The 26968-nt window shown below is 35.5% G+C and carries 16 protein-coding genes and 1 rRNA gene; 12 read left to right on the top strand and 5 right to left on the bottom strand.

What is annotated here, in order from left to right; all coding sequences use genetic code 11:
- Both HCO57_RS14925 and HCO57_RS14920 read right to left on the bottom strand, forming a co-directional pair.
- A 16S ribosomal RNA gene (locus tag HCO57_RS14925) occupies positions 1 to 195 on the bottom strand; the annotation flags it as partial.
- A 549-nt stretch (positions 196 to 744) separates the two neighbouring features.
- Complete coding sequence (locus HCO57_RS14920; protein WP_167989687.1) at positions 745 to 2772, bottom strand: putative porin; 2028 nt, start codon at positions 2770 to 2772, stop codon at positions 745 to 747.
- A gap of 153 nt (positions 2773 to 2925) precedes the next feature.
- Between HCO57_RS14920 and HCO57_RS14915 the strand changes: the two genes are divergently transcribed.
- The 3 genes from HCO57_RS14915 to HCO57_RS14905 are packed head-to-tail and all read left to right on the top strand — an operon-like array spanning position 2926 to position 8614.
- Positions 2926 to 7230: a thrombospondin type 3 repeat-containing protein gene (locus HCO57_RS14915; protein ID WP_167989686.1), complete on the top strand. Its 4305-nt coding sequence runs from the start codon at positions 2926 to 2928 to the stop codon at positions 7228 to 7230.
- Complete coding sequence (locus HCO57_RS14910; RefSeq protein ID WP_167989685.1) at positions 7227 to 7940, top strand: hypothetical protein; 714 nt, start codon at positions 7227 to 7229, stop codon at positions 7938 to 7940. Before HCO57_RS14915 ends, HCO57_RS14910 begins: the two co-directional genes overlap by 4 nt.
- A gap of 5 nt (positions 7941 to 7945) precedes the next feature.
- On the top strand, positions 7946 to 8614 hold the full coding sequence (locus HCO57_RS14905; RefSeq protein ID WP_167989684.1) for a hypothetical protein: 669 nt from the start codon (positions 7946 to 7948) through the stop codon (positions 8612 to 8614).
- Positions 8615 to 8709: 95 nt separating this feature from the next.
- Here the strand turns inward: HCO57_RS14905 and HCO57_RS14900 are convergent, their stop codons facing one another.
- Genes HCO57_RS14900 through HCO57_RS14890 form a run of 3 tightly spaced genes read right to left on the bottom strand, consistent with a single transcriptional unit; the run spans position 8710 to position 14037 of the window.
- A complete protein-coding gene (locus HCO57_RS14900; RefSeq protein WP_167989683.1) occupies positions 8710 to 9555 on the bottom strand; it encodes a membrane lipoprotein lipid attachment site-containing protein in 846 nt (281 codons plus the stop codon).
- Positions 9556 to 9567: 12 nt separating this feature from the next.
- Positions 9568 to 10962: a RagB/SusD family nutrient uptake outer membrane protein gene (locus tag HCO57_RS14895; protein ID WP_167989682.1), complete on the bottom strand. Its 1395-nt coding sequence runs from the start codon at positions 10960 to 10962 to the stop codon at positions 9568 to 9570.
- Positions 10963 to 10974: 12 nt separating this feature from the next.
- The gene (locus HCO57_RS14890; RefSeq protein WP_136951569.1) at positions 10975 to 14037 is read right to left on the bottom strand and encodes a SusC/RagA family TonB-linked outer membrane protein; all 3063 of its coding nucleotides are present in this window, start codon (positions 14035 to 14037) and stop codon (positions 10975 to 10977) included.
- Between the two features lie 213 nt (positions 14038 to 14250).
- Here HCO57_RS14890 and HCO57_RS14885 point away from each other — a divergent pair, with 213 nt between their 5' ends.
- The 9 genes from HCO57_RS14885 to HCO57_RS14845 all read left to right on the top strand — a co-directional run bounded on the left by HCO57_RS14885 (position 14251) and on the right by HCO57_RS14845 (position 26935).
- Complete coding sequence (locus HCO57_RS14885; RefSeq protein ID WP_136951570.1) at positions 14251 to 14847, top strand: ribonuclease HII; 597 nt, start codon at positions 14251 to 14253, stop codon at positions 14845 to 14847.
- Between the two features lie 35 nt (positions 14848 to 14882).
- Entirely contained in the window at positions 14883 to 17339 is a 2457-nt protein-coding gene (locus HCO57_RS14880) for a DUF3352 domain-containing protein (RefSeq protein ID WP_167989681.1), read from the top strand.
- Positions 17340 to 17444: 105 nt separating this feature from the next.
- Positions 17445 to 18767 (top strand): OmpA family protein, encoded by a 1323-nt coding sequence (locus HCO57_RS14875; RefSeq protein WP_136951572.1) that lies wholly within the window; start codon positions 17445 to 17447, stop codon positions 18765 to 18767.
- A gap of 7 nt (positions 18768 to 18774) precedes the next feature.
- Entirely contained in the window at positions 18775 to 19458 is a 684-nt protein-coding gene (locus HCO57_RS14870; protein ID WP_010518552.1) for a hypothetical protein, read from the top strand.
- A 91-nt stretch (positions 19459 to 19549) separates the two neighbouring features.
- The gene (locus HCO57_RS14865) at positions 19550 to 22486 is read left to right on the top strand and encodes a response regulator (RefSeq protein WP_167989680.1); all 2937 of its coding nucleotides are present in this window, start codon (positions 19550 to 19552) and stop codon (positions 22484 to 22486) included.
- Between the two features lie 399 nt (positions 22487 to 22885).
- Positions 22886 to 23269 (top strand): hypothetical protein, encoded by a 384-nt coding sequence (locus HCO57_RS14860; protein WP_136951575.1) that lies wholly within the window; start codon positions 22886 to 22888, stop codon positions 23267 to 23269.
- 1 nt (position 23270) lies between these two features.
- On the top strand, positions 23271 to 24086 hold the full coding sequence (locus tag HCO57_RS16700; RefSeq protein WP_245167612.1) for a hypothetical protein: 816 nt from the start codon (positions 23271 to 23273) through the stop codon (positions 24084 to 24086).
- 9 nt (positions 24087 to 24095) lie between these two features.
- Complete coding sequence (locus tag HCO57_RS14850; RefSeq protein WP_167989679.1) at positions 24096 to 24701, top strand: hypothetical protein; 606 nt, start codon at positions 24096 to 24098, stop codon at positions 24699 to 24701.
- Positions 24698 to 26935, top strand: coding sequence for a hypothetical protein (locus tag HCO57_RS14845; protein ID WP_167989678.1), 2238 nt, complete (start codon positions 24698 to 24700; stop codon positions 26933 to 26935). Before HCO57_RS14850 ends, HCO57_RS14845 begins: the two co-directional genes overlap by 4 nt.
- Positions 26936 to 26968: the final 33 nt, after the last annotated feature.

Genomic DNA, 26968 nt, shown 5'->3' with positions numbered 1-26968 from the left:
AACTAATTATTACTATGGGGCATTAATCTTCATTTCTAAAGGCTATTCCCCAGATAGGGGCAGGTTCCATACGCGTTCCGCACCCGTGCGCCGGTCGTCAGCAAAAAAGCAAGCTTTTTCCTGCTACCCCTCGACTTGCATGTGTTAGGCCTGCCGCTAGCGTTCATCCTGAGCCAGGATCAAACTCTCCATCGTTGTTCTTTAAATATCTCGCGATACCCTTAGAACCCCAATTCCTTGACGTCAAAATGGTAATTCTCTTTACGCTGTCGTTTCTTCAATATGTCCAATGAACTTCTTTCATTCTTGCAAGAAAACCTCTCGATTTCCTCCGCCGCCTTATCGGCTAAGCGGCTGCAAATGTACAACTGTTTTTTAAACTGGCAAGCTTTTTTTTGAAAAAAATTATTTTCTTTTTTTTCTCACCATAAACAAGATGTAAATGAACTTTGCTGTTCCTTCAAAACTAAACTCGTAAGCTTCGTTTTTCCGGGGCTGCAAATTTACAACCGTTTTTTTAATTGGCAAGGTTTTTTGAAACTTTTTTTTCAAGCTACCCGCTTTAAAAAACAATATGTCAATGAGCTTCTTTTCTCATCCCCTTAACAACTATACCGCTGTTTTTCGGGCTGCAAACATACCACCCTTTTCCTTTATTATCCTAACTTTTTATCACCTTTTTTTATCCTTTTTTGGAAAGTAATTGGTTTACAGTAAATTAAAATTGCAGAAATATTAATTTAACTATGAAAACAGGTTCCAAACTAATCCAAAACGGATAACAAAGTCCCTGTAGGGATAATTAGGAGCAGCATAATATTGATATTCTTTTGACCAAATAGTATTTAAATGTTCAGCTTTTAAGAACAATCTGGTTTGCCTAACCTTTGCATTGATAAAGAAATCTAACAATGGATAACCTCCTATTTCTTCTATATTTTGTGTGTAGAACTCTCCAAGTAGTGGTTGATAGCCATCCATATGATAACTGGAAAAGTATTTAAAAGTTACTCCCGTTTGCATAAACATGGCTTTTTTAAACATATCACTGGAAAAATATAAGGTATTTCTAGCTACAAATTCTGGAACATTAAAAACAGGGTTTTCTTGAGATACCTTTTGATACATTACCGTATTATCTAATGCCCACTTTTTAAATTTAAATTCCTTATTATATTTTGCCTTTAGGTAGGTAATTGAATTTTCTTCTTGTAAAGCGGTAACAAATGTATCTTGTAAACCTGCCTCTAAATCTTCATCCGTAGGCTCTCCTTGAATACCAAAATAGGCATGGTTATCCACTGAAGAATAATCTAGGCTTAGATTTCCAAACCAATCTGACTTGAAACCTCCATGTATGGTTTTAACCCGTTCCCGATTAAAGGTATCCGTATTATTCCAGTTAAAATTTGCATAATCACTCTGATACAAGAGAAAGTTGTAATTAGGCATTTTAGAACTGATAAAAACCCCACCATTTAATTGATGGTTTTCTGAAAGTCTTATTTTGACACCGGCATCTATTAAATTTCCTGTTAACCTTCCCGACATGGTGTATCTTACCTTACCAAAAACATCTAGCGCTCCTAAACTATTATTGTAATCCCCCACAATACCAATCTCGTCTCCTTTTAGTTGTGCAGGAATAGTACCGTCTTCTGTTATTAAAATACTCCCTAATGCATAATCATACGAAAACATAGAAGCACCTACAGAGAGTCTTCCTAGTGTTGCACTAGAAAAATCTGCGGTTACCCTATTATATGTAGTTCTTAAAGTGGCCTTATCATCAATTGGCGTATCATACAATTCGCTCCCTAAAAAAGCGACTCCTGCGGTCTGTACAAATTGATAGTATTTGGTTTCATAATTAAATTGGTGGCCTATAGCTAAAAGTGTTGACCTAGATTTTATACTGTCTCGCTTAGGACGTACTAAATTAAATTGATGATCTAAAAAATACCTCTTACCCACTATATTATTACTAGCATTGGCATAACGCAAATCTATTCTGGAACGATCTAAAAGGTTTGGATCACCAGACTCAAACTGTAATTCCTTATTTGCTAACCCTCCACTTTCTTCTCCTTCTAAATCTTGGGCCGTAAAATGCCCCCTTATCCAATACCTATTATTTAACGTTCTATAATTAAAAGTAGCCCTAAATCTACCCGCTTGTGTTTGCTCATAGTCGTACTTACCCAATGAGCGCATTCCTGTATAGGCTACCGAAGCATTAAATCTTGGTGATGTATTGAGCGTCAACATCGCATCTAACAACTGCCCGCGTTCCATTGTAGTTTTAAAAAATAGTTCTGTTAGCGGCGTTGCCACATTGTAGTAATTAACATCTTCCACTTCTAGATATCCTATATTTCTAGAACGCGCTCCTATTTTAGGATACAAATCGAAACTAGTGACACCTTTGCCTAATTGGTTGTAAGCTTGCCCTATGTTTGCAAAAGACATTAACTCGAAATCATCTCTTCTCAAAAAGTTAAACTTGTACTCTTTTTTTATGTTGAGACTGGTATCTAAGATAATAGTATCCCTCGCAAGGGTTATAATTTTATAATTAGCAATCGTCACTTCTTGAACATCCTCTTTTTTTGTTTTCTTTTTTTTCTGCCCAAGACTGTCTTTGACAATCCCATTTTTAGATATTTCCTTATTTTCTATTGGTAATTTATTTGGTAGCGGTTTTGTTTGACCCGTTACCGAAATGGAAATTGCTAATACAAAAAAGGTAGTTAAGAATTTGTTCAACTTCATCCGATTAAATTGGATTTCAAAGGTAATTTTTTCGTTTTTAATAAAAAGCTAAAATTCTCCTAGCAAAAAGGTGCAATTCAACGATGCTTTTAAATTCTTAACAAAATATGTGGTAAGTTTTAAGTAATTTACCGACCATTTTAATAAAAAATTATGAAAAGAAAGTTACTCCTGCTCTTCACTTTATTGACAGGCTTAGCGAATGCACAGTTTAATGAAAGTGCTCCTTGGATGACAGAAAGTCAAAACCTTAAGACTCTTCCCAAACAAAAGAATTCTACAATTCTTACTAAACAAAAATCATTTAAAGAGATACGTTCTAATTTCAATGAATATTGGTTAAATAAAGATTACAAGATTAAGGGTAGTGGCTTTAAACCCTTTAAAAGGTGGGAAAACTACTGGTATTATCAGTTAGATGAAAATGGTAAGTTACCCAGCCCGAATGATTTACTACTTTCTTATGAGAAAAAGAGAACTATTAGTTTAGCCACTTTAAACCCTACAAGCAGTTGGCTGCCCATTGGTCCTAACAGACCTGGAACCTTGTCCGGTAGTTTACCTGGAACTGGAAGAATAAATGCAATAGCCGTTGATCCTAACGATTCTAATATCTGGTATGCTGGAGCACCAGCAGGGGGTATATGGAAATCTTTAAATGCTGGTCAAAGCTGGACTAATTTATTTGATGATTTCTTGCAGATTGGCGTTTCTGGTATTGCTATTGACCCACAGAATTCTAATATTATATATATTGCCACTGGCGATGACGATGCTGCTGATTCCTTTAGTATTGGCGTCTATAAATCCATAGACGGGGGTATAACTTGGAACGCAACTGCTCTGAGTGCAGAAAACGATGAAACTTGGGGTAATAATAGATTAATGAGTGAAATTCAAGTAGACCCTACAAACTCTAACATTATTTGGGTTGCCACATCCTTTGGTTTGTATAAATCTCAAGATGCTGGTATTTCTTGGGAGAGTAAGCAATCTGGAAACATTACTGATTTTAGAATGAAACCAGGTGATAGCAACACTATTTATGCAATTTCAAATGCATCGTATTACAAAACAACCAACGGTAACGATTTTGTGCAAATTGAGGATATTCTCCCTGCCAGTTCAGGTAGAAGAGTTTTAGACGTTTCTCCTGCCAACCCTGAAGTCTTGTATATTCTAACGGCGGATACTGCTCCGGGGTATGAATTTCAAGGTTTATACAAATCTGTGGATAGCGGCGAAACTTTTACTGCATCCAACAATACAGAAAATATAATGGAATCGAACCAAGCATGGTTCGATTTGGCAATATCTGTTGACCCTACAGATGAAAATGTATTGTATACTGGTTGTTTAAATATTTGGAAGAGTACCAACGGCGGTAATTCTTTCTCTAGACTTAACCAGTGGTTTACCAACAACGCTAGATATACTCATGCAGATATACATACGCTGAAATTTTTTAATAATCAACTCTTTGTTGGTTCAGATGGCGGACTATATATTTCTGACAATAATGGGGTTTCCTTTGAAGATAAAACGGGAAATATGGGCGTAACCCAGTTCTATAGATTATCTACAGGAAAAAATGACATTACAAGACTGGCTGGAGGCACACAAGACAATGCTGGTTTTGTGGCGACAAATGAATCTTGGAATGTTTATACGGGTGGTGACGGAATGGATTACGAAGTAGACCCGAGCAATAAAGAAATAATATATGGTTTTACACAGTTTGGAGATAATTTTTTTATCACCAATAATGCAGGCCAATCTGTTGCTTTCATAGGCAGACCAGATGAAGATAACGGTCCTAATAATCAAAGAAATTGGATAACACCATTAGCGGTAGATTTAAACGGTAATGTGTTTGCTGGTTTTTACAAGGCTTTATTCAAATTAGAGAATGGCGCATGGGTAAAATGGTCTAATGAATTCGGATCTAATTATTTGGATGATGTAGAAATAGACCCCAATAATCCACAAATAATTTATGTTGCCGATGAAGATTTTGTATATCGAAGTGAAGATGGTGGTCAAAATTTTAGTGCTTTCAATCGTTTTGATGGTATCGTTTCAGATATAGCTATCAACCAAACCGATGGGTCAGCTATTTATGCTACTACTTCATTCAGAGTTGGCACTGCACAAAGCAACCAAACGTCAGGACAAGCAGGCACACGTGGAGTGTTTAAAGTGGCTGTTAACGCCAATGGAGACCCTGGTCCAGAGGAAGACTTAACCTTGAATTTAACCGATGATTTTGCTTTTCTATCCATTGCACACCAAGGTAGACACACTGAAAATCCTATTTACGTGGGCACCAATGTTGGTGTTTTTAGATTAGACGAAAGCTTATCTGAATGGGAAGCCTTTGATAATGACCTACCGAGTGTGGCTATAAGTGATTTAGAGATTAGCTTAGATGATGAAGTAATTGTGGCTTCTACTTATGGAAGAGGCGCATTTAAAAGCCCACTACCCATACAAACACCTGAAAATGATGTGAGAATAGCCCAATTGACTCCCGTAACAAATTCAGTCCTTTGTGGAGAAATATTCCCCATAGCCACAATCGAAAATAAAGGTCTTAATGAAATTACAACCATCAACATAACCTACAATTATAATTCTGAAAACACTTCAGAATTTACATGGAATGGTAATTTAGAGAGTGGTTCTACCATAGAGATTACATTGCCTTCTACTACTAATTTGCCTTTTGGAGCAAATACGTTGAACATAACAGCTACCATACCCAACGATGCCTTTAGTGAAAACAATAATTATAGTAGCACTTTTATCTACTCTAATTTTGCTTCTGGAGACCAACTGTATGATTTTGAATCAGACTCAACTTCCTTAATTGGATTAAATGGTGACGGGAAAGAAAGTTTATGGCAAAGAGGAGTTCCTACGGGAAACTTATTAAATTCAGTTTCTTCAGGCTCGAACGCAATGGCAACTAATCTTCAAGGAAACCACCCAGATGCAACAATAGCCTATCTAATTAGTGGTTGCTATGAGCTATCATCCATATTAGCTCCAGTTCTAAAATTTAATATGGCTTATGATTTGGAATTAAATTTTGATATAGTTTACGTAGAATATTCAACAGATTCCGGTAACAATTGGAATGTGCTTGGCAATGTTAATAGTGAACCCAACTGGTATAGTAGCAATAGAACCAACGCAACTTCAGGTACGGAAGATGATTGTCAAAATTGTCCAGGAGCACAATGGACCGGCACCAATGCAGCAATGACGGAATACGCATACGATTTTGAGCTTAACGCTGCTGCTGGAGAAACGGATTTAACTAATGAAGACAATATTATTTTTAGAATTGTTTTTCAATCCGACCCATCAGTGAATCAAGAAGGCGTGGTTATTGACGATTTTATAGTTACTGGTTTTCAAGATGATGATGATGATGATAATGACAGAGTTCTAGACATTAACGACAACTGTCCATTAATAGCTAATGCTAATCAATTAGATACTGATAATGATGGATTTGGTGATGTTTGTGACGATGACGACGATAATGACGGTATATTAGATGTGAATGACAATTGCCCTCTTGTACCAAACACCAATCAGTTAGATGATGATAATGACGGATTAGGAAACTCCTGTGATGAAGATAGCGATAATGATGGTGTTATTAATGCTTTAGATTTATGCGATAACACCCCTCTTGATGCGGTTGTAGATGTAAATGGGTGTGAAATATTTTCGCTACCGCAAAACAATTTTCTAATTAGCACAAACGGTGAAACTTGCGCTTCCAAAAACAACGCGTTTATAACTATAAGTGCAGTTGAAGCATTGGATTATACGGCTACTTTGACTAATTTAAATAGTACAGAGTCTATACAGTTCACGAATACTACTCAATTTGATAACCTAGCTGCAGGGAATTACACCTTATGCATTACAGTAAGCGGCATAGAAGAATATGAACAATGTTACGAATTATCCTTGGGGGAACCACAAAATCTTGATGTAGACGCAACTATCAATTCATTAGATAAAAAGGTAACCTTAAATATGAATGGCGGAAAGATTTATTTTATTCAAATTAATGGTAAAAACTTTGAAACAAGACAGTCATCTATAACATTACCTCTGGAGCGTACAATTAATGAAATTATAGTTAAAACAGATATTGACTGTCAAGGAACGTTTCAACAAACCATAAAACTAGACAATAGCATCTTACTATATCCAAACCCAATTGGTGATGAAATGCTAAACATTATAATAAGTCAAAATTTAAACACAGAGTTTTTTGTTTCTATTTATGCCTCTAACGGTCAATCTGTTTACCATAAAAAGCATAAAAAAGAAGGAGATTTTCAATTAGATTTATCTAACCTTTCTAAAGGAATTTATTTAATTACTATTCAAGACAATAACAATTCCTTTCAATATAAAATTATAAAGAAATGAAATTAAAAAACATATTCTTCACAAGCCTAACAACTTTTATTTTACTATACGCATGCGGGGGTTCTGATGGGGGACCAACTCAAGAAGAACCAGAGGTAATAGTACCTCCTAGCCCTAGCAATCTAATTTTTCCAGAGAACAATACAGAATGTAATACAGGAGAAATTTTGAATGACACACAAAGTAGGGTTAATTTTCAATGGACCGCGTCGGAAAATACGGACACTTATGAAATAAACATTATTAACCTAAATACCAATAATGTTCAAAAATCTACAAGTATTGCCAACCAAACTGATGTAAACCTATTAAGAGGTGTACCTTATGAATGGTATGTTATTTCAAAGGCCAATAGCACCAATGAAACGGCAGAAAGTTCTCGTTTTCGTTTTTACAACGAAGGAATTGGCGTTCAAGATTATGCTCCTTTTCCTGCAGTTCCAATAAATCCAACAAGAGGACAAACACTATCGCTAGCTTCTGACTTACAATTAGAATGGAATTCTAGTGATTTGGAAGATGATGAATTAACATATGAAGTTTATTTAGGCACCAACCCAGAAAATATTAATCTTATACTAACAACAACAGAAAATACAACTGAATCTATTAACTTACAGGAAAATACCACTTATTACTGGCGAATAAAAACTATAGACCAAAGTAATAATACAAGTATTTCTGAATTATTTGAATTTAAAATCAATTAAAGAATATGATAAAAAAAACATTACGCAACTTAAGCATAATACTATCCATTATTAGTTTTAGTGGTTACAGCCAAATGACCTTAGATTTACCAACGGATTATGTGAGAAATCAAGTGTTTAACGTGAACGGTCTTACAAACGGCAATAACTACGATGGTTCTCCATATTTATATACATCATTTGTAACAAGTATTATAAAAAACAAAATGAATACTTATCAAGTACCAACAAGATTTAATACTTATAACAACACTTTTGAATTAAAACTAGCTGATCAAATAAGTACATTAAAAAAGGAAGAATATCAGGAAATTAATGTTGACAATCATACATATATAGCATACCAATACAAGAATGAGCCAACATACTTTGAAGTGCTTTCTAGTGGAAGCCATACGCTTTTGGCCTTACGTAAAACTAATTTTATAGAAAGTAAAGCAGCAACTACAACATATGGCACGGATAAACCCGCGAGATTTAGTCCTTCAACAACATATTTTTACTTCAAAGAAAACAGCAAGAATATTAAGGAATTAAAGCTTAAAAAGAAAGAAGTTTTAAATATTTTCGATAGTAAAAAAAATATGGACTTATTTTTTAAAGAAAATAAGATAAATCTAAAAAAAGAAACCGACCTTATTAAACTATTTTCTTATAGCAATAAAAAAGTTTAATATTTCTCTCTTTAAAAATAACTACTTAAAATAAAAAAGCCCCTCTAATTTATAATTGAGGGGCTTTTTAACTTATTGTAACACTGAAAAGATTATTACAACTTAGTCAACTTAATTGTGATTTGAACAGGTCCGCCACAGCCACCTGCACCATCTACATCATCTGTCCAATTTATTAAAATCTCTGAATCATCTGCACTATCATAAATCGCATTAACCTCAGGAGAACCAACCACGATACTACCGCCACAACCAACGCCTGTATCAATGCCCGAAGGAACAACTACTTCTCCACAAATTAAACTAAATGTCCAGGTATATGGTCCAAATCCTCCAAAAGCATCATATAAACCCGACGAGAATTGTCTATCAGCAACAGTTGCGCCTTGAGTTAACGTAACTGTCCCTGACTGAAATGTTTCAACACCAAATATGCCCGTAGTAACCGTTGTTAACTCATAGTCACCTAAAAATGTAGCGCCACCTTCAAAAGGACAAAACCTAAATAAATTGATTCTGTGTTGCAATCTTCCAGTAGTTGGATTGTCTAAAATTGCACCCTCAACTGAATCTAAATTTAAAACAACTTGGGTTTGACCTGTCTCAGGTATCTCATTAAAATTACCAATCACCTTCACAGTTGCAACAAACTCTCCTGCTGGTATCACTAAAGTACTCTGGTCAATGGTATATTCAGTAGGATTCGCAGTTGATTCTTCATCAATACTTACAACCACAGTTCTATCAACATCGGATACCGTTGATACTCCTACTAAAACTTCTGTGAAACTCTCACCTGAATCATCGACAGGATAAGTTTGTACCGTTCTATTGAATGCTGCTAACGCAGCACCATTATTTACATCATATATTGGTCCTTCTGTGCTATCACAAGAAGCTAAGGCTAAAACCAGACCAAAGATTAATACTATTTTTTTCATGTAATGTATATTTTAAGATCCGTAACCCGGATTCTGAACCATATTTTCGTTTGCATTTAATTCTGCCAAAGGAATTGGTAAATTAAACCTGTAATCTGCGGCAGGTAAATCACAGTTTCCAGTAGGGCAATCTCTTGCATCTCTAGTAATACCAATATTTAATACATCACGTAGCCTTCTTATATCTAAATATCTATGTCCTTCAAAAGCTAACTCAATTCTTCTTTCATCTAAAATTCCTGTTAGCGCATCATTTACGGAAGAATATACTGGAGCGGGAGTGTCTACACCAAAACGAGCATCTCTTATTTCCTTAATGGTTTCACCTGCTCCTTCTAAGTCATTAGTTCTGGCTTGAGCTTCCGCCTTAATTAAATACATTTCCGAAACTCTAAAGATTTTCAAATCATTCAAGAATCCGGGTCCAGTATACTTACCGATTAAATGTGAATTGTTATCAGGGTCACTACTATCTTCCCAAAAATTAACGTCATATCTAATATCCGCTGGATCAAGAGCATCATACAGCCCATTAGACATCTCTAAGAATGGACCTGCACTACCTGTGAAGTAATAATAAGCTCCAACAGGAAAATTACCAGCAACACGTCTAGCCTTTAATATTACCTCCGTATTATCAGAATCCGCAAATATGCCCTCGTACTCTCCCCTGTTAGCTAAAGGATAAGCATCTATTAATTCTTGAGCCTTTGTCAAAGCAACATCAAAATTTTCTAAATACAAGTTCATTCTTGCTTCCATTGCTGTTAGGGCGTCTTGATTCATGATAATATTACCATTTGTCTCGCTTAAAAATGTTCTAGCTTGGGCAATATCAGCGTTGATTCCCGCAACAACCTCACCTACCGTATTTCTTGGTAACTCTTCTATTGTTACCACAAAATCCACGTAAGGAACGGCCAAAGAGCTATCATCTGTATAATCCGTTGAAAACCAAGTTAATAGTTGAAAATGACCAAAAGCCCGCAATGCATATAACTGTCCTAGTATGTTATTAAACTCAGCTTGATCTTCAGCAGCAACCTCAACAGACTCCGCACCTTGTAATACTCTATTTACAGAATTAATCATCCCGTAATTAGATGTCCAATGAGCACTAGACTCTCCACTTTGAGCATTTAAGTTAAAATTGTAAAAATTTATATACTGCCCACCGTTATCAGCTCCTGGCTTAACTTCATCAGTCATGATATCAAATTGTAAATTCAATTCAGATGTCATGCCTGTATATGCAGCGTTTAATCCTTGTTGTAAATTGTCTACGGTCTCAAAGGTGTTTTCATCTGATAGAAAACCAATTGGTGCAATTTCTAATTGTTCGTCACAACTAACAAATAGAACCACTGCCGCCAATACCGCACTGACTTTTTTATGTATTCTTTTCATTATTTCTTTTTTTTAAAATTGAATATCTAATCCTAAAGTCAATATTCTGGGGGTTGGATAGTTGAAAAAATCTTGTACCCTTAAAGCATCTGCCTCTGGATCAAATCCTCTCCATTCTGTCCATGTAATCAAATTCTCTCCTTGTAAATAAACCCTTACAGAAGAAAATGGAGTCTTTTCTAATAAATCCGATTGTAGGTTATACGCAAGTGTTACATTACGCAATCTTAAATAACCCGCATTTTCTAGGTAACGGTCAGTTAATAAATTTCTGGTACTACCTGCACTGGCCGCAGGAATATCAGTAATGTCCCCTGGAGTAGTCCAAATATTATTAACTGTTGAAGATTGGTTTGCTAAAGAAATCAAGGTAGGATCTTCCGCAACACCGTAAGCATTGTTATACCTATAAACATCACCAACAAATGAAAATAATGTACTTAACGTTAATCCTTTATAGTCGGCGTTAAAACCAAATCCTCCTGTAAATTCTGGAATAGTTCCTTTATCCACAAAAACTCTATCATCAGGATTATATTGAGAAGTAGGATTACCTTCCTTGTCTAAATAAATAGGTTGACCGTTAGCAGGATTTACACCGGCCCATCTTACAGCATAAAAACTATTGAATGGCTTTCCTTCTTGCAATGCTATTCTTCCACTTTCAATCAATTCACCATCTAGTAGTTCAGTTATCTCATTTTTATTCCATGCGGCATTAGCATTAACACTAAATTTAAAATTATCTGTATCAACTACATCTGCATTCAAACTAACTTCAACACCTTTGTTACTCATCGATCCTATATTTCTGGAAATAGAACCAAAAGTAGAAATAAGAGTATTTGGTGTTGCATAAAATAAATCAGAAGTTCTCTTGTCATATAAATCAAAAGTACCTGATAATTTATTAAACAAGCCGAAATCTAAACCTATGTTGTATTGCTCCGTTGTTTCCCATTTCAAATCAGGATTAGCTAAACTTGAAGCTACTATTGCTTGAGAGGCATTATATCCATTACCAACTGCATATAGATTATTAGTTAATGTGGTACCTCCAAATCTACCCCCTGTAATTCTATCATTCCCAGAGGTTCCATAACTAACTCTTAATTTTAAATCGTCTACTACATTAGAGTTAACTAAGAAATTTTCTTTGCTAATATTCCATCTCGCTGCTGCAGACCAGAAAGTACCCCACTTGTTTGTAGAACTAAATCTTGAAGACGCATCCCTTCTCAAAGACAAATCCACTCCATACTTACCATCGTAATCATAATTAAGCAAACCAAAATAAGAAAACAAGCTAGTTTCTATTCTAGTAGAGAATACATCTGGAATGTAGTAAAGTTGTAAATTGTCAAGAGACTCATCACCTGGGTCAACATCTGGAAATTCTCTTAAATCTCCAGGCGCAAAATTATACCCCTCTAAACGCGGATCAATTCCATAGCCGGTAAATCCGAATCTATCAAAAATATTCTGGTTAAATTCTACAAAACCCGAAATATCAAAAGTGTGTTTATCTGCAAAAGTATTAGAGTAGTTTAACCCTAAATTACTAGTCATTTGTAAATCTCTAGATTGTCCTTCGAATTGAGAACCTTTAAGCTCTGAATCTGGATTAGGTGCATTCTGACCATATATACTCAAAGGACTTGTTATTATTAAATCATTGGTTTGCGTAAAATCTGCACCAAAAGAAGTAGTCGCCCTAACATTCTTCAATAATTCAAGACTTGCGTTAAAAGAGCCAACCACTTTAATTTCCTCTTCTAATTGTGTATTTAGCTGAGTGTTGTTTAAGGATACGAATGGGGTTACATCAAAACCATCTCTATTAAGCCCTACAGTATTTAAACTTCCATCTGGATTAAAAGGATTTAAGTAAGGCTTTGCCAAGTAAGCCACAAGAAATGGATTACCTAAACTACCAGTCCCTTCGTTTTGAATAAAATTACTTTTACTAAAGTTAGCAGTAAAATTAGAACCGTAAGTAAATTTATTATCATTAGATTTCCCAGAGTAGTTAGTTCTAAACGTGAATCTTTGAAGATTACTTCTTCTAGCTGTACCCTCTTGTTCATAGTAAGAAATAGAGTTATAGTTAGATGCATTCTCACTACCGGAAGTTAAAGATAACTCATGAAGTATTGTCTTACCAGTTTGGGTAATTATGTCTGACCAGTTGGTATTGATATTTTCAGACACCAAAAAACTTCTAGCAGGATCACCACTCATGGCGTCAAAATTGGTATTACCAGTAAGTCTTTCTAAGTTTATAATTTCATCCGTGGTCATTGTCTCAAAGTTAGGATCCTGAGGTGAGGTAAAACCTGTTTGTGTTCTATAGGTTACCTTAAACGCAGAGTTAAACTTCCCAGACTTTGTTTTAATTACAATCACCCCTGCAGCACCTCTACTACCATACAATGCTGACGCAGAACCATCTTTTAAAATGTTAATTGATTCTATATCATTAGGGTTAATACTTCTAAAATTATCTTCATCTATAGGAACTCCATCCATTATAAATAATGGCTCCACATTTCCACTTAAAGAAGTTACACCTCTAATTAAAATTGTACTATTACTACCCGGCTGTCCAGACCCAGTGGATATCTGCATACCTGGCGCTTGAGACTGTAGTGTTTGTACAAACGAAGCATTTGGTCTAGATTCTATTGTTTCCGAACCAACTGTTGTAATTGCTGAGGCTATTTTACTTTTATCTTGTCCTCCACCGTAACCGGTAACCACAACCTCTGCCAATGCCTGAGCATCTTGCTCTAATTGTGCATTAATTGTACTAGAGGTGCCTACAGTTTTATTTACTGTTTTTTGCCCCAAGTAACTAAATCTTAAAACTTGCCCTGTACTTGCGGTAATTGAGTAATTACCATCAAAATCGGTTTGTGTTCCATTAGATGTCCCTACAACAACAATGGATACACCAGGCAATGGAAGACCGTCTTGGTCCGTTACATTACCTGAAATCGTTTTCTCTTGTGCAAAAGAAAAAGACATTGTAAACACCAACAAAGGTGTCAACAACCATGTTAACATTGATTTCATTTAAAAAATTTTTGAATTAGTCAGTCCCAAAAATGATAAATTATCGTTAAGAATCCAAAAAAGCTACGTATATGAGAAGCGATTTTGTTAATTATTACAGAATTTTTATTATTTGATTCTTAAATATTATGCTTGCATAATAATTTTTTAATCTTTTGATGTTTCCTTTAATTATTATGCAATTTTTTAGTTAATTTTTAATTCAATTAAATTATGCTTAACATTTTTTATGATTCTTTTAACGATGCAGGAACAGATGAAGCAGGTAGGGGTTGTCTTGCAGGTCCAGTTACCGCTGCTGCTATTATACTGCCAGAATCTTTTAAAAATGAAATGCTTAACGACTCCAAACAACTTACCTTAAAGCAAAGAAATCTGCTTAAACCATTATTAGAAGTACAGGCTACCTCATTTGCTGTTTGCCATGTTTTTGAAGATGAAATTGACCAAATTAACATTCTAAATGCATCAATTTTAGCGATGCATAAGGCATTAGATAAACTAACGTCTACTCCATCTCATATTTTGGTAGACGGAAATCGGTTCAAAAAATACAAGAATATACCACATACTTGCTTTGTTAAAGGAGATTCAAAATACTTAACCATTGCCGCTGCTTCTGTCTTGGCTAAAACCTATAGAGATGCTTATATGTTAAAAATTCATCAAGAATTCCCTATGTACAACTGGGCAAAAAACAAAGGCTACCCTACTAAAGAACACAGAGCAGCCATTAAAAAGTACGGCCCTTGCAAGTACCACCGTAAAAGCTTTAAATTACTACCAGAACAATTGTCTTTTGATATATAAACAAAGCCGTTAACTTTGCGCTAAACACATTTTAAATGAGAGCAAAGGCAACACTAGTTATCTGTTTACTACTATCTATAGCTTGTAAAAAACAATTACAAATTAAAGATGCTCTCAGCGCTACCTTACCTCAAGATGCCAGCGTCTTCGTTAAAATTAACAATTTAGACAACTTAAAAAGTGAATTAAAAAACAGCAGCATTCTAACTGCTTTACAATCTTCTGCAACCCACAATAGCATTGTAGATAAAATTGCTATCCTATCTAATGCCCAACCTAAAGGAAGAGGATTTATGGGTTTTTACGAATTGGGTAGAAATAATTTTGAATTTCTATATGCAACTAAGAAGGATAGTTCATTCTTTTCCTTGGCTTCAATTAAAAATAAAACAATAGAAAAATTACAGTACGAAGGTCATGAAATATTACATTATACTCTAGACGGAGAAGAAGGCTACTTATTAGAGAAATCTTCATATGTAATCGTAAGCTCTTCTAAATTGCTTATAGAGAACTTAGCTAGAGCTTCTGCAACACCTAAAGTGGACCCAATTTTAGAAAAACTGTATACCACTTCTGACGATAATAAAGCGGCTAATTTTTTTATCAACCTAAAAAAGTCTAATTCATTAACCAGCTCCCTTATAAAAAATAGTTATACCGCTGAACTTAAAAATTTTGCTGATTGGTTGAGTTTAGACCTTAATTCTTCTCAAGAAGAACTTTCGCTTAGTGGTATTCTTAAAGCGAACGATTCTATAAAAAATTATGTTAATCTATTTAAAGGTACTTCTCCCGTTACAAGCATTGCAAAAAACATAGCACCACAACACACAGATATCTTTATCAGCTACACCTTTAATGATTATCAAAAGTTGATTCAAAACCAACGTAAATTCTTAGATAAAAAATCATTTGTAAGTAGTTTGTCTAATATAGAAGAGATTGCCATTATTAGGGTAAAAGAAAATACCTCTATTTTATTAAATAGCAGCATAGGAGAAGGTCTTTCACAAACTGTTGATAGTTTAAGAATAGAAACTACCAATTACCAAGGTGTAGAAATCATTAAGCTTAGTAAACCCGATTTTATAACTACTAACTTTCAGCCAATCATAAAAAATTTTGAAGCGAATTACTGCTCTATTTTTGATAATTCTTTTCTTTTTGCAGAAAACGAAGAAACGTTACAAACCTTAATTGCAAACGTAAAAAATGGTAATGTTCTAGCCAATAATCCAAATTTTACACAGACAATGGAACAATTGGCAACCGAAGCATCCATCACTTATTTTGCCACACCTAACGGCATAAAGTCATTAGCAAATACCTATTTGCTTCCAGATAAAGCCAAGGAAATTTCAGAAGCCAGTATTGAGCAATATTTTGCAAGTCAAATTAATACAGACCAAGGCTTTTACCACTTTAATATTATTGCCTCAAACACCAAAAAAGTAAAAGTAGCTGCTAGTGTAGCCCCTGTTTTTACACTAGAATTAGATAGTGATTTACACTTAAAGCCACAGTTTGTTAAAAATCATAGAAATAACACCTATGAGATTGTAACTCAAGATATAGACAATAACTTATATCTTATATCACCCAATGGTAAATTGCTCTGGAAAAAACAATTAGAAGGGAAGGTTCAAGGAGAAATTCAGCAAGTAGATTTATATAAGAATGGCAAATTACAAATGGCATTTTGTACAAACAATCAATTCTTAATTCTAGACCGTAATGGAGAAGAGGTCGGTGATTTTAATAAAAAGTTTGAAGGCGGAAATTTAAATCCGTTAGCCGTTTTTGATTATGACAACAACCGTAATTATCGTTTTGTGGTTACTCAAGGACAATCCGTTTACATGTATAATAATCAAAATAAAATTGTGGATGGCTTTACTTTTACCAAAGCGGATAAAACGATTATACAAGCTCCAAAACACTTTAGAATTTCTGGTAAAGATTATTTATTGTTTCCATTAGCAGACGGAACTTTGAAAATTTTACACCGTGCTGGTCAAGACAGGTTAAACATCAAAGAAAAAATAGACTTTTCTAAAAACGAAGTATACTTGTATAAGAACAAGTTTACTACTACAAATACCAAAGGTGTTTTACATTTAATAGATACTAAAGGTAAACTAAGCGCCTCTAACCTTAACCTTGGTGCCGACCATGGAATTGACGCCACTAGTAAAACTTTAGCCTATATGGATGAAAACGTACTAAGCATTAAAGGAAAAAAAGTGGAACTAGATTTAGGTGTATACTCTAAACCTAAAATCTTTTACATTAACAACAAGATTTACGTAACTGTTACAGACCTGCAAAGTCAACAAGTTTATTTGTTTGATAGCCAAGCCAAACCCATCCCTAATTTTCCGGTTTACGGCAGCTCACAGATAGATTTAATTGATATGGATAAGGATAACGTTTTAGAATTTGTGTCTAAAGACCAAGAAAACTCCATCATAGTGTATAAGCTTAACTAACCTTTTATACAGCTAGCAATACCAATTATACAGATTTAAGAACATTCTCATTTACTGTTTTCTAATTTGTGGTGAATCTCATGAATCAACACAAAACAATAGAAAATGAAATTTCCCTTAAGAACAGTTGGCCTAATGGCATTTTTATTCCTGTTCACAGCTCCCGTACAGAGTCAATTTTTAAAAAAATTAGGCAAAAAGGCTAAAGAAGCTGCAGAACGCACGGTTGAACGCCGCGTAGAAAGTGAAACTTCTAAAAAAACAGACCAAACTTTAGATAGTATTTTAGAGCCTGGCAGTAAAAAATCGGAACCAAAAAGCTTACCCCAACCTACTAACCAAGATGATGATACGTTAGATACGGGCACCAAAGACGGTAATGCATCCAAAAACACCAGTATTAGCAATTCCGACCAAGAACCAAGCTTAGAAGTATACAGCAAATTTGATTTTGTTCCTGGAGATACGCCACTGTTCTTTGACGATTTTTCTAACGACTTTATTGGTGACTTTCCAGCAAAATGGAATACCGATGGCGGTGGAGAAGTGGTAAAAGTGAACAATAACAATCAAAATTGGTTTGAAATGCTATCTGGATCTTATTACATTCCTGATGTTCCCTATTTACCCGAAGAGTATACAATTGAATTTGATTTGTTAGCTGTTGGCGTTGATAAAAATACGTCATCTGCAGCGTTACTTCATGTAATTTTGGACGAAAAGGATAACTTTAGTTACAGTAATAACACTGTTTTCAGTTATCTTCCTTTTTGTCAATATACAGACATTGACATACGTATGTGGAATAATATTGACGGTAAAAACACCATCAACAATCGTATTAATGCAGATGTTAGGGAGGAAATGAATCAAATGCCCCATATTTCTATCGCCGTAAACAAACAGCGTTTTCGTTTATGGATAAATGAAGAAAAACATGTGGATATTCCAAGGATTGTCCCAGTAGGCAAGATTACAAAGTTGAAGTTTGAACCAGTAGGGTTTAAAGATGGTAAGGAAAAACTTTTAATAAGCAATCTAAAGGTTGCAGAAGGCGGTTTAGACTTAAGAAGAAAACTTATCTCCGAAGGTAAAATCTCTACCAACGGTATTTTATTTGATTCCGGTTCTGCTAACATCAAACCAGAATCTATGGGTATTATTCGCCAAATCTACCAAGTACTACAGCAAGATTCTTCTATCAAACTTAAAATTGTTGGTCACACAGATGCAGATGGAGATGATGCCACAAATCTTAAATTGAGTGATACCAGAGCACAATCTGTAAAAAAAGCTTTGACAGATGTATATGGGGTTGCCGCCAATAGACTTACCACAGAAGGTAAAGGTGAACTAGAACCCATAGCGGACAATACCTCAATAGAAGGAAAGACCCAAAACAGACGTGTAGAATTCATCAAACTATAAAAACATCATGAAAAATCTTATAATCCTGCTAACATTAAGTTGTTTTACCTATATGGCCTCCGCGCAATGTAGTAGGTATTATCCGTTAGAAAAAGGAACCACTTTTACTTATGACAACCTCAATAAAAAAGGTAAATCTGACGGAATTACCCATTACAAAGTAAGTGATGTAAGCACCGCCGGGGGCATTACAACCGCAACCATGGAGGTAAAACTTACAGATGCTAAGGGAAAAGAGTCTTTTTCCTCAGATTATTCATTTACCTGTGATGGCGATGTGGTACGAATTGACTACCAATCTTTAATGAACACAAAGATGTTAGAACAATTCAAAGACATGGAGATGGAAATTACGGGTACAGACGTGGAATTACCCAATAATCTAAACGTAGGACAAGATTTAGCAGACGCAAATGTGGCTGTATCCATAAATATGAGTGGCATGAACATGAAAATGAATGTAGATACCGTAAACCGAAAAGTAGAGAAAAAAGAAACCATAACCACTAGTGCAGGCACTTTTGACTGCTATGTTATCTATAGCGAAATCAAAAGTAAAATGATGATGACCAACCAAACTTTTCCGTCTAGACTGTGGTTGGCAGAAGGTGTAGGATTGGTTAAGCAAGAAACCTATAATAAAAATGGGAAGCTTATGGGCTCTACCGTGCTTACCAGTTTAGAAATGTAAATAGATGCAATCAAAAAACGGAAGGCCTCGGTATTATATCGAGGCTTCTTCTTTTCATTAAGAACTTGTAAAAAAGAGGATAAACAACAGCATGATTGATACTAACAAAATAATTTTCACCTTTTTCTTGACCACCATTGTTGGTTTATCTCAGAAATCTAAAGAATTTTCAAATTTATCTAATTCCGATTCCATAATATTTCAAGATTACCGTAAAAAGGTTGTAGTTCATATAAATCCAAAACCTGATAGTGCATTGTTTTACATTCAAAAAATGAGAACTTTCAGTTTTAACAAAAACTATAAGATAGGACTTGCCGACACCGAATATACTATGGGGCATTACTACAGAAGAATCCAGAATATGGATTCCGCCCTTTTTTATTATGCCAAGTCTAAAAAAATAGCCCTAGATATCAAATACAACACTGGTGCCGCTCGTGCATTGAATGCGCTTTGTAGAGGTTATTATTTGGTTGGAAAAATTGATTTGGCTAAAGACACCTGTGAGGAGTGTTTAAGAATAGCCTCACCAACAGATGACACCCATATAATTGTAGACACCTATACTGCATTGGGGAATACTTATGCAAGGGAGAATAATTTCAGTATTGCCGTTAATTACTTTTTGAAAGCAGATTCAATTCATCAAAAAAAACCACAGCGACCCGATATTATTGCTGCGGACTATCAAAGCTTGGGCAACGTTTATAAAGAACTAAATGATTATAAAAAATCGATTGAATATTATTTAAAGGCCAACAAAGAATTTGAAAAGTTACCGGTTAACAAAGAGTATTTCGTAAATAACACCAACATGCAATTGGGTACGGTTTATTACTTAAACAATGATATTAGTAAATCGGATTCTCTCTTAACCATGACCCTTGAGTACTTCAAGAAGATAAAAGATGAGAATGCCCAAGCCCAGACCAGCACCTATCTAGGGCTGACGAAACTAGAATTGGGCAAACTTGATGAAGCCGAAAAATTATTGACCCAAGGGTATACCTTAAACAGAGACAATAAATTCAGTTACGAAACTACAGAGGCGAGGTTAAAACTTGCAGAACTGTATTTAAAAAATGACAATCCCAAAAAAGCCGCTCAACATCTTGAAGGAGTTTTAGAAAACAATATTGAAGGTAATAAAGGTATCGAAGCAAATGCACTTGAAAAACTAGCTCAGGCCTACCATTCTCAAGGTCTCTATGAAAAAGCCTATAGCTCGCTTCAAAAGGCAAAGCAGTTAAAAGATTCTATCGGGGCCGTTCAGAATCAAGCTACCATCCGGGAGCTGGAAACCATTTATGAGACTAGTCAAAAAGAACAAGAGATAGCCCTTTTAAAATCTGAAAATGAACTTGCACAGCAACGACAAAAAAGTCAAAAAAACATTTTACTAACTGCAATCGGCCTTACCACACTAACAGGTGTTTTTCTGTTCTTTTTATATAGAAACCGCCAAAAAACCAATAAAAAGCTGATGGAGTTAGATATGGCCAAGTCCAACTTTTTCACCAACATTTCCCACGAATTGAGAACACCTTTATCATTGATTCGAGGCCCTATTGAACAACAACTAAATAATGATAAATTAAGTATCGAATTAAGAAATGGTCTTACGCTGGCCAAAAAAAACTCTGAAAGACTGGAAGAACTTGTCGACCAGATAATGAATCTCTCTAAGTTGGAATCTGGCCAATATCAACTAAAGGTTTCTCTACAAAATCCCGAACCATTTATCAAATCAATTTTAAGCTCATTTGAATTTAACGCGAATCAAAAGGAGCAGAACTATAACACTCACATTAATTTAAATGTACCTGATGCATGGTTTGATCAAGATGTGCTTCAGAAAATACTCACCAACTTAGTTGGCAATGCTATAAAATATAGCCCTGAAAAAGAGAAAGTTTTGATTGATATCAATGACAATAAAGACCAACTTTTTATCAAGGTAAGCAATTCGGGCACCTCGCTCTCTAATGATGAATTAAAGCAATTATTCAATAGGTTTTATAGAGCCAAGGATACAGATTCGGGTACTGGAATTGGACTTGCCTTGACCAAAGAATTGGTAGAGCTACACAAAGGGCAAATAAAGGTTGATTCCAGTCACGATGAGGTAGCGTTTACGGTGAAATTGCCTATTTCAAAAAATGCTTTTTCCTCCGATGAAAAGCTTTCTTTTAAGAAGGCTCCGGATACACTTAAAATTGATGCTACCGATGCGCCTCATGAAATTGGGAAAATTGATATAATTTCAAACAAAGACTTGCCTATATTGTTGGTGGTCGACGACAATGAAGAACTTCGAAACTTTGTGGGCTCCTTATTCGAAAAGGATTATCAAATTCACCTGAAAGAAAATGGAAAGACAGGATTTGAACTTGCACAAGAAATAGTGCCAGATATCATTATTACTGATTTAATGATGCCTGAGGAAGATGGCTTGCTTTTTACCAAAAAATGCAAAACCAGTGATGCCACTTCGCATATCCCTATTATAATGCTAACGGCAAAAGCAGGAGATGAAAATACCCTTGTGGGACTTGAATATGGAGCCGATGCCTATCTAACCAAACCTTTTAATACTGAAATTCTACGACAGCAAGCCAAAAATCTACTTGAAACGCAACAAAAAATACAGCAACGCTTTAGCAAAGAAGTGGTTCTGACCCCAAAAGACATATCCATAAACTCATACGATGAACGTTTTTTGACAAACTTGCAAAACATTCTTGACGATAAATTGGTGGAATCTGATTTCAATACCGAAAATTTTGCCCAAGCATTGGGTATGAGCCGCATGCAACTTCATCGAAAGCTAAAAGCCTTGACCGGACAGAGCACTACAGAGTTCATTAGAATTCAACGGTTAAAGCTTGCTGCGGGACTCTTAAAAAAATCCGATGTAAACGTTTCAGAGATTGGTTACTCTGTAGGGTTCAACAATCATTCTTATTTTACCAAAAGCTTTAAAGAACACTTTGGCGTCTCACCAACTGAATACAGCACAACCTAACCTTACAGAATAAAGAAAACGTCTTTCCTTTTACAAATTCTTCTATTTTTAATTTGCTAATAATTTGATTTTTAGTTAATTACGACACATGTTACAATAGTTAAAGCTATTGTTACATACGTGATAATCCTATTTTTCCTTCTCATCTAGTTTTGAACTGAAACCAAAATAGTTCCCAAATAGAATTGAAAAATGATTATGAGAAAAGGGTGTTTGAAGGAAACCTTTCCAAAATGGATAGCACAGAAATCTATCTAAATGTGACCCATTTGAACCATGGTGATTATGTAATACTCATTACGGACAAAAACAAGGTTATCCAAAGAACGACTTTTAAAAAAATGGATGTTAACCCTGATAAAGGAAATTCATTGAAGTAAAACAGTAAAAATTAAGAAGATGAGAAAACAACTTTTATTCAGTTTGACAATTATTATGTCTTGCTGCCTCGGACTTACGGCACAGGATAAAAAACAATCCTCCGGCACCAAAGAAACTCCCAAAAAAGAAATGAACCTAATGGATGAACAGGCCAAACTGTTCGGAAAACTTTTTGGTGACATGGAACAAGACCTTGACGGCACAAAAGACCCTTTTAAAGATGTAAAAAACTATGAGAATCTTTTGAATAGGTCCAAAATGGACCCCGAGACAAAATCAAAAATGAGGGCCATGTACCTTATGTATGACCAAAGCCTGGACCCTGGGAAAAAAGATTCGCTGAAAGTTTCCCTGGAAAAGATGTTTGAAGCGCATATTAAAAAAACCGAAAAACAGCACTAAGATGAAAACTATCAAAAACTTATTTGCACTGTGCTTCCTGACCCTGCTATCAACTTCGGTTACCCAGGCCCAATTTTTAAAAAACTTGGGGAAAAAAGCACAAAAAGCAGCTGAAAGAACCGTAGAACGTAGAGTTGAGCGCGAGACTTCAAAAAAAACCGACCAAACGATTGATAGTGTTTTTACCAAAAAGGAAGACAAAGGCATTGAAATGGGAGAGGATGCTAATAAAGCTTATGCTTTCAATACGAAATATGTCATGGAAATCACTACAGATAATGACGTATTGCCCATCACCTATTTTTTTAGTGAGAAAGGGGATGTCATGGCCACAACCATGGAAATTAAGCCGAATGAAAAAATCTATTCCATCATCGATTTAGGTGAAAATAAAATCCATTCGCTAATGGATCTTAATGGGCAAAGATCTCGTACTTCAATGAAGTTTTCTCCCAACAAAATAATGGAGGATACCGATTACAGCAAAATTTCGGTAAAACCCAACGGTCAAACCAAAACCATTATTGAATATACCTGTAAAGGCTATGAAGTGTCTGGAACCGATTTTAACGGTACGGTATGGGTAGCAGAAAACACTGGATTTTCGTATCCAGAAAAATTCAAGAACATGTCCATTAAAAATGGCAAAAAAGAAGGTATCAACCCACAATGGATGAGTTTGGTAGAAGGTATTCCTCTAGAAATGGACATGCTGGACACTTCAAAGAAAAAACCGCAGAAAGTACACATGCTCTGTACAGAAATTGGAACAACTACTTTCTCTCTGGACCCTACGGAATACAAAGGAATATTTTAATTGATAGTCATGAAAAAAGTCTTAATCATATTTGGAATCTTACAACTACTATGCGTAAGCTGTAAAGAGAAAAAGGCAGCTGATAGTCAAACCTCAGAAATGAAGACTGAGGAAAACACACAAGTGGCCACATCCAACGATAACGTACTTTGTAATATCAATGGAGCGCCTTGGAGCTATACCGAAGCTTCAGGTGTTTTGGTGGATGACAAGAACAGGGGCATAAGAGTGTTAACCCTCACCTTCACAAAATATCTTAATCCAGGAAAGGAACATTTAAGCCTCAGTTTTGACGAAGCCACAAAAGAATTGTTTGAAGCCTCCGTTCAGATCAAACAACCGGGTAAAGATGGCCAGCGCATTCATGCCATTTACCTCTACAATGAAAGAACAGCAAAAAGCAACCCAAAGGGCAGTATTTCTGGCCAAGTTACCCTAGATCACGATGTGGCTTCGGGCACTGCTCAATTACAAAACCTGCACATTCAATACGAAGGGTCTTTATTGGCCAATGAAAAGGATGCAGAAATAACGGTAATCGACCTTTCTTTTAACAACATTGCCTTCTCCGATGTCAAAAAAGAGATGGAAGCAATCTTTAAAAACTCAAAATGATGAAGACAAAATACGCCATGACTATTTGTTTGTTGGCATTTTCCATTTTCGGAAACCTTCTCGCACAAAACGAACAAGATTTTACTCCGCCGTCAATTAATGATGAAAAAGAAATTCCTGTGGTAAAAGAAGAACTTCCCATTCCAATGGAAGGTGAAAATTTTACCGTCCGCTACTTCTCAGGAGTAACGGATGGAGAGGAAAGTAGAATTGCCATTAAAAGCTTAGGGTATATTCTTCGAAACACAATGGTACATGTCTTTACAGAAAATGGTGACGAACTGGATGTAAAAATAGTCAAAAAAGGTTGGGACGATATACAAAGACAAGGCTCAACTAAAAATGGAGAATTCAAAAGTGTTTTTAGGACTGCATTGGAATTTGGCGTAGTTATCTCTGCCGCTGAAAAAGGCATCCCTTTCATTGTAGCTATTTCTGCAGGTCCTGAACTTTTCCCAACCAGCAACTTATTTGTTGATATCAGCACTAAGCAACCCACAATGAATGATAGTGATTCTCAAACAATCGAAAGTGATAAAACCACATCAATTTTCACAACTAAAAGCCTTGCTTTTATTCTTATCGCTCTAGCCATTATCATAATCGGGTTATTGTTTTTTATAATATTCCGCAAGAATAGAAACACCCTAAGTATTTTCTTAATGTTTTTTAGTCTTTGTTCACTTCATGCAGGCAAAGTTTTACCGCATGGCAACTCTTTAAACAACTATAGACAAACTCCTCAAATGCAAGAACTTATAAATAGAAGTAATAAAAAAATAAGAGAGGCAATAGAAGATGAATACGATAAAGATAAAAAAGACGAAGAAGACCTCTTATCAGAAGAGGACATAGAATTTGAACCTGAGCTTAGCCCAGCAGGTCAACCCTCCTTACCATCTAGCTGTATAGCGACTGCCAACGCGAGTGAGGGCGGCTCCATGGACGGTGATTTTGAACAGAATAAAAAGGATGGTTCTCAAGATGACAAGTATAAAGAAGGAAGCAAAAGTGAAAATGCATTTTCAGAAGATGGTATAGATTACGATTCAGAAAATTCAAGCTCCTCTAACCAACGCGAAAATAGTGGAGGTACAGAAATGATTTCGTCAAGTAATTATGAAGCTAAAGAACCCAACAATGAAAATACGTTTACTGGAGAATCGTCTTCTGAAACCTATAGAAGACTCCCGAAATATGATGAAAACGGCAACCTAAAGAATTCAGGCGATTATCCTGATGCCCCCGTAAAATATGACCCAAACTGGGTACCTGAAGAAAATGTTTTTGTTGAAAGTGAAGGTAGTACCGGTTCATACAGAAGATTACCGAAATATGATGAATATGGTAATTTAAAGAACCCAGGTGATTTTCCTGATGCACCTATAAAATACGACCCAAATTGGGAACCTCCTGAAAATCCATTTACTGGCGAGTCATCATCCGGTGATTATAGAAGGCTCCCAAAATATGACGAAAATGGTAATCTCAAAAATCCAGGAGATTATCCTGATGCACCATCAACATACAATCCGAACTGGATTCCTGAAGAAAATGTTTTTATAGAAAGCAATGGCTCTTCTGGCACTTACACTAGAATGCCAAAGTATGACAAGGATGGGCATCTACTTGATTATGGCGATTACCCACATGCCCCAAAACAAATTGACCCTGAACGTGTTGATGACCAAGAGTACATCATGAATGAAATTGAAGCCAATATTGATGAACCCAAAGAGGGTGAAAACACAAATTCGAGTGAAGGAAGCCAAGAGGAAGAAAATAGGCCAGGTCAAAACAATCCGTCTGAAATGGATAGTGGAAGAAGGCAAACTTCGAACAATAGCAACGACAGAAAGCGTGAAGGTTGCGAATGTTTAAAAAAGGCGTACAAAGAACTTCATAAAAGAAGGTATAGTCTTGAAAAACTCTCAAAAATAGGCAAATACAACAAAAAGGTCACAGATTTCGGTCTTTCGTTCGGTGATAATTTTTCAAGCTCCAGCGGAGTTGGTTCACTGGCCTGGAAAAACAAAAGAATAAAAATCATGAAGTCAATGAAAAAATTTGACCAGTCCTATAAAGACAAGCATGAGCAAATCACCAAATTATTGTACAAAAATCTCATGGAGATAAATAAATGTGAGCGCATGTTGGGAGAAGATAATTGGTACAATAAATATGGCTTTATCTATTACGAATTCATGAAAACACGTTATGCAACCTATAAATAGAAAAAACGGACCTCTTTATTTAGCCCTTTTAGT

Source organism: Croceivirga sp. JEA036 (genome assembly GCF_011882165.1).
Taxonomy (GTDB): Bacteria; Bacteroidota; Bacteroidia; order Flavobacteriales; family Flavobacteriaceae; genus Croceivirga.
Note: the sequence above shows the minus strand (reverse complement) of the source record. Positions and strands in the feature narration are given on the sequence as shown.

Excerpts from the sequence above, each read along its gene's own strand:
- HCO57_RS14920 (WP_167989687.1), bottom strand. The coding sequence starts at position 2,772 with ATGAAGTTGAACAAATTCTTAACTACCTTTTTTGTATTAGCAATTTCC.
- HCO57_RS14915 (WP_167989686.1), top strand. The coding sequence starts at position 2,926 with ATGAAAAGAAAGTTACTCCTGCTCTTCACTTTATTGACAGGCTTAGCG.
- HCO57_RS14910 (WP_167989685.1), top strand. The coding sequence starts at position 7,227 with ATGAAATTAAAAAACATATTCTTCACAAGCCTAACAACTTTTATTTTA.
- HCO57_RS14905 (WP_167989684.1), top strand. The coding sequence starts at position 7,946 with ATGATAAAAAAAACATTACGCAACTTAAGCATAATACTATCCATTATT.
- HCO57_RS14900 (WP_167989683.1), bottom strand. The coding sequence starts at position 9,555 with ATGAAAAAAATAGTATTAATCTTTGGTCTGGTTTTAGCCTTAGCTTCT.
- HCO57_RS14895 (WP_167989682.1), bottom strand. The coding sequence starts at position 10,962 with ATGAAAAGAATACATAAAAAAGTCAGTGCGGTATTGGCGGCAGTGGTT.
- HCO57_RS14890 (WP_136951569.1), bottom strand. The coding sequence starts at position 14,037 with ATGAAATCAATGTTAACATGGTTGTTGACACCTTTGTTGGTGTTTACA.
- HCO57_RS14885 (WP_136951570.1), top strand. The coding sequence starts at position 14,251 with ATGCTTAACATTTTTTATGATTCTTTTAACGATGCAGGAACAGATGAA.
- HCO57_RS14880 (WP_167989681.1), top strand. The coding sequence starts at position 14,883 with ATGAGAGCAAAGGCAACACTAGTTATCTGTTTACTACTATCTATAGCT.
- HCO57_RS14875 (WP_136951572.1), top strand. The coding sequence starts at position 17,445 with ATGAAATTTCCCTTAAGAACAGTTGGCCTAATGGCATTTTTATTCCTG.
- HCO57_RS14870 (WP_010518552.1), top strand. The coding sequence starts at position 18,775 with ATGAAAAATCTTATAATCCTGCTAACATTAAGTTGTTTTACCTATATG.
- HCO57_RS14865 (WP_167989680.1), top strand. The coding sequence starts at position 19,550 with ATGATTGATACTAACAAAATAATTTTCACCTTTTTCTTGACCACCATT.
- HCO57_RS14860 (WP_136951575.1), top strand. The coding sequence starts at position 22,886 with ATGAGAAAACAACTTTTATTCAGTTTGACAATTATTATGTCTTGCTGC.
- HCO57_RS16700 (WP_245167612.1), top strand. The coding sequence starts at position 23,271 with ATGAAAACTATCAAAAACTTATTTGCACTGTGCTTCCTGACCCTGCTA.
- HCO57_RS14850 (WP_167989679.1), top strand. The coding sequence starts at position 24,096 with ATGAAAAAAGTCTTAATCATATTTGGAATCTTACAACTACTATGCGTA.
- HCO57_RS14845 (WP_167989678.1), top strand. The coding sequence starts at position 24,698 with ATGATGAAGACAAAATACGCCATGACTATTTGTTTGTTGGCATTTTCC.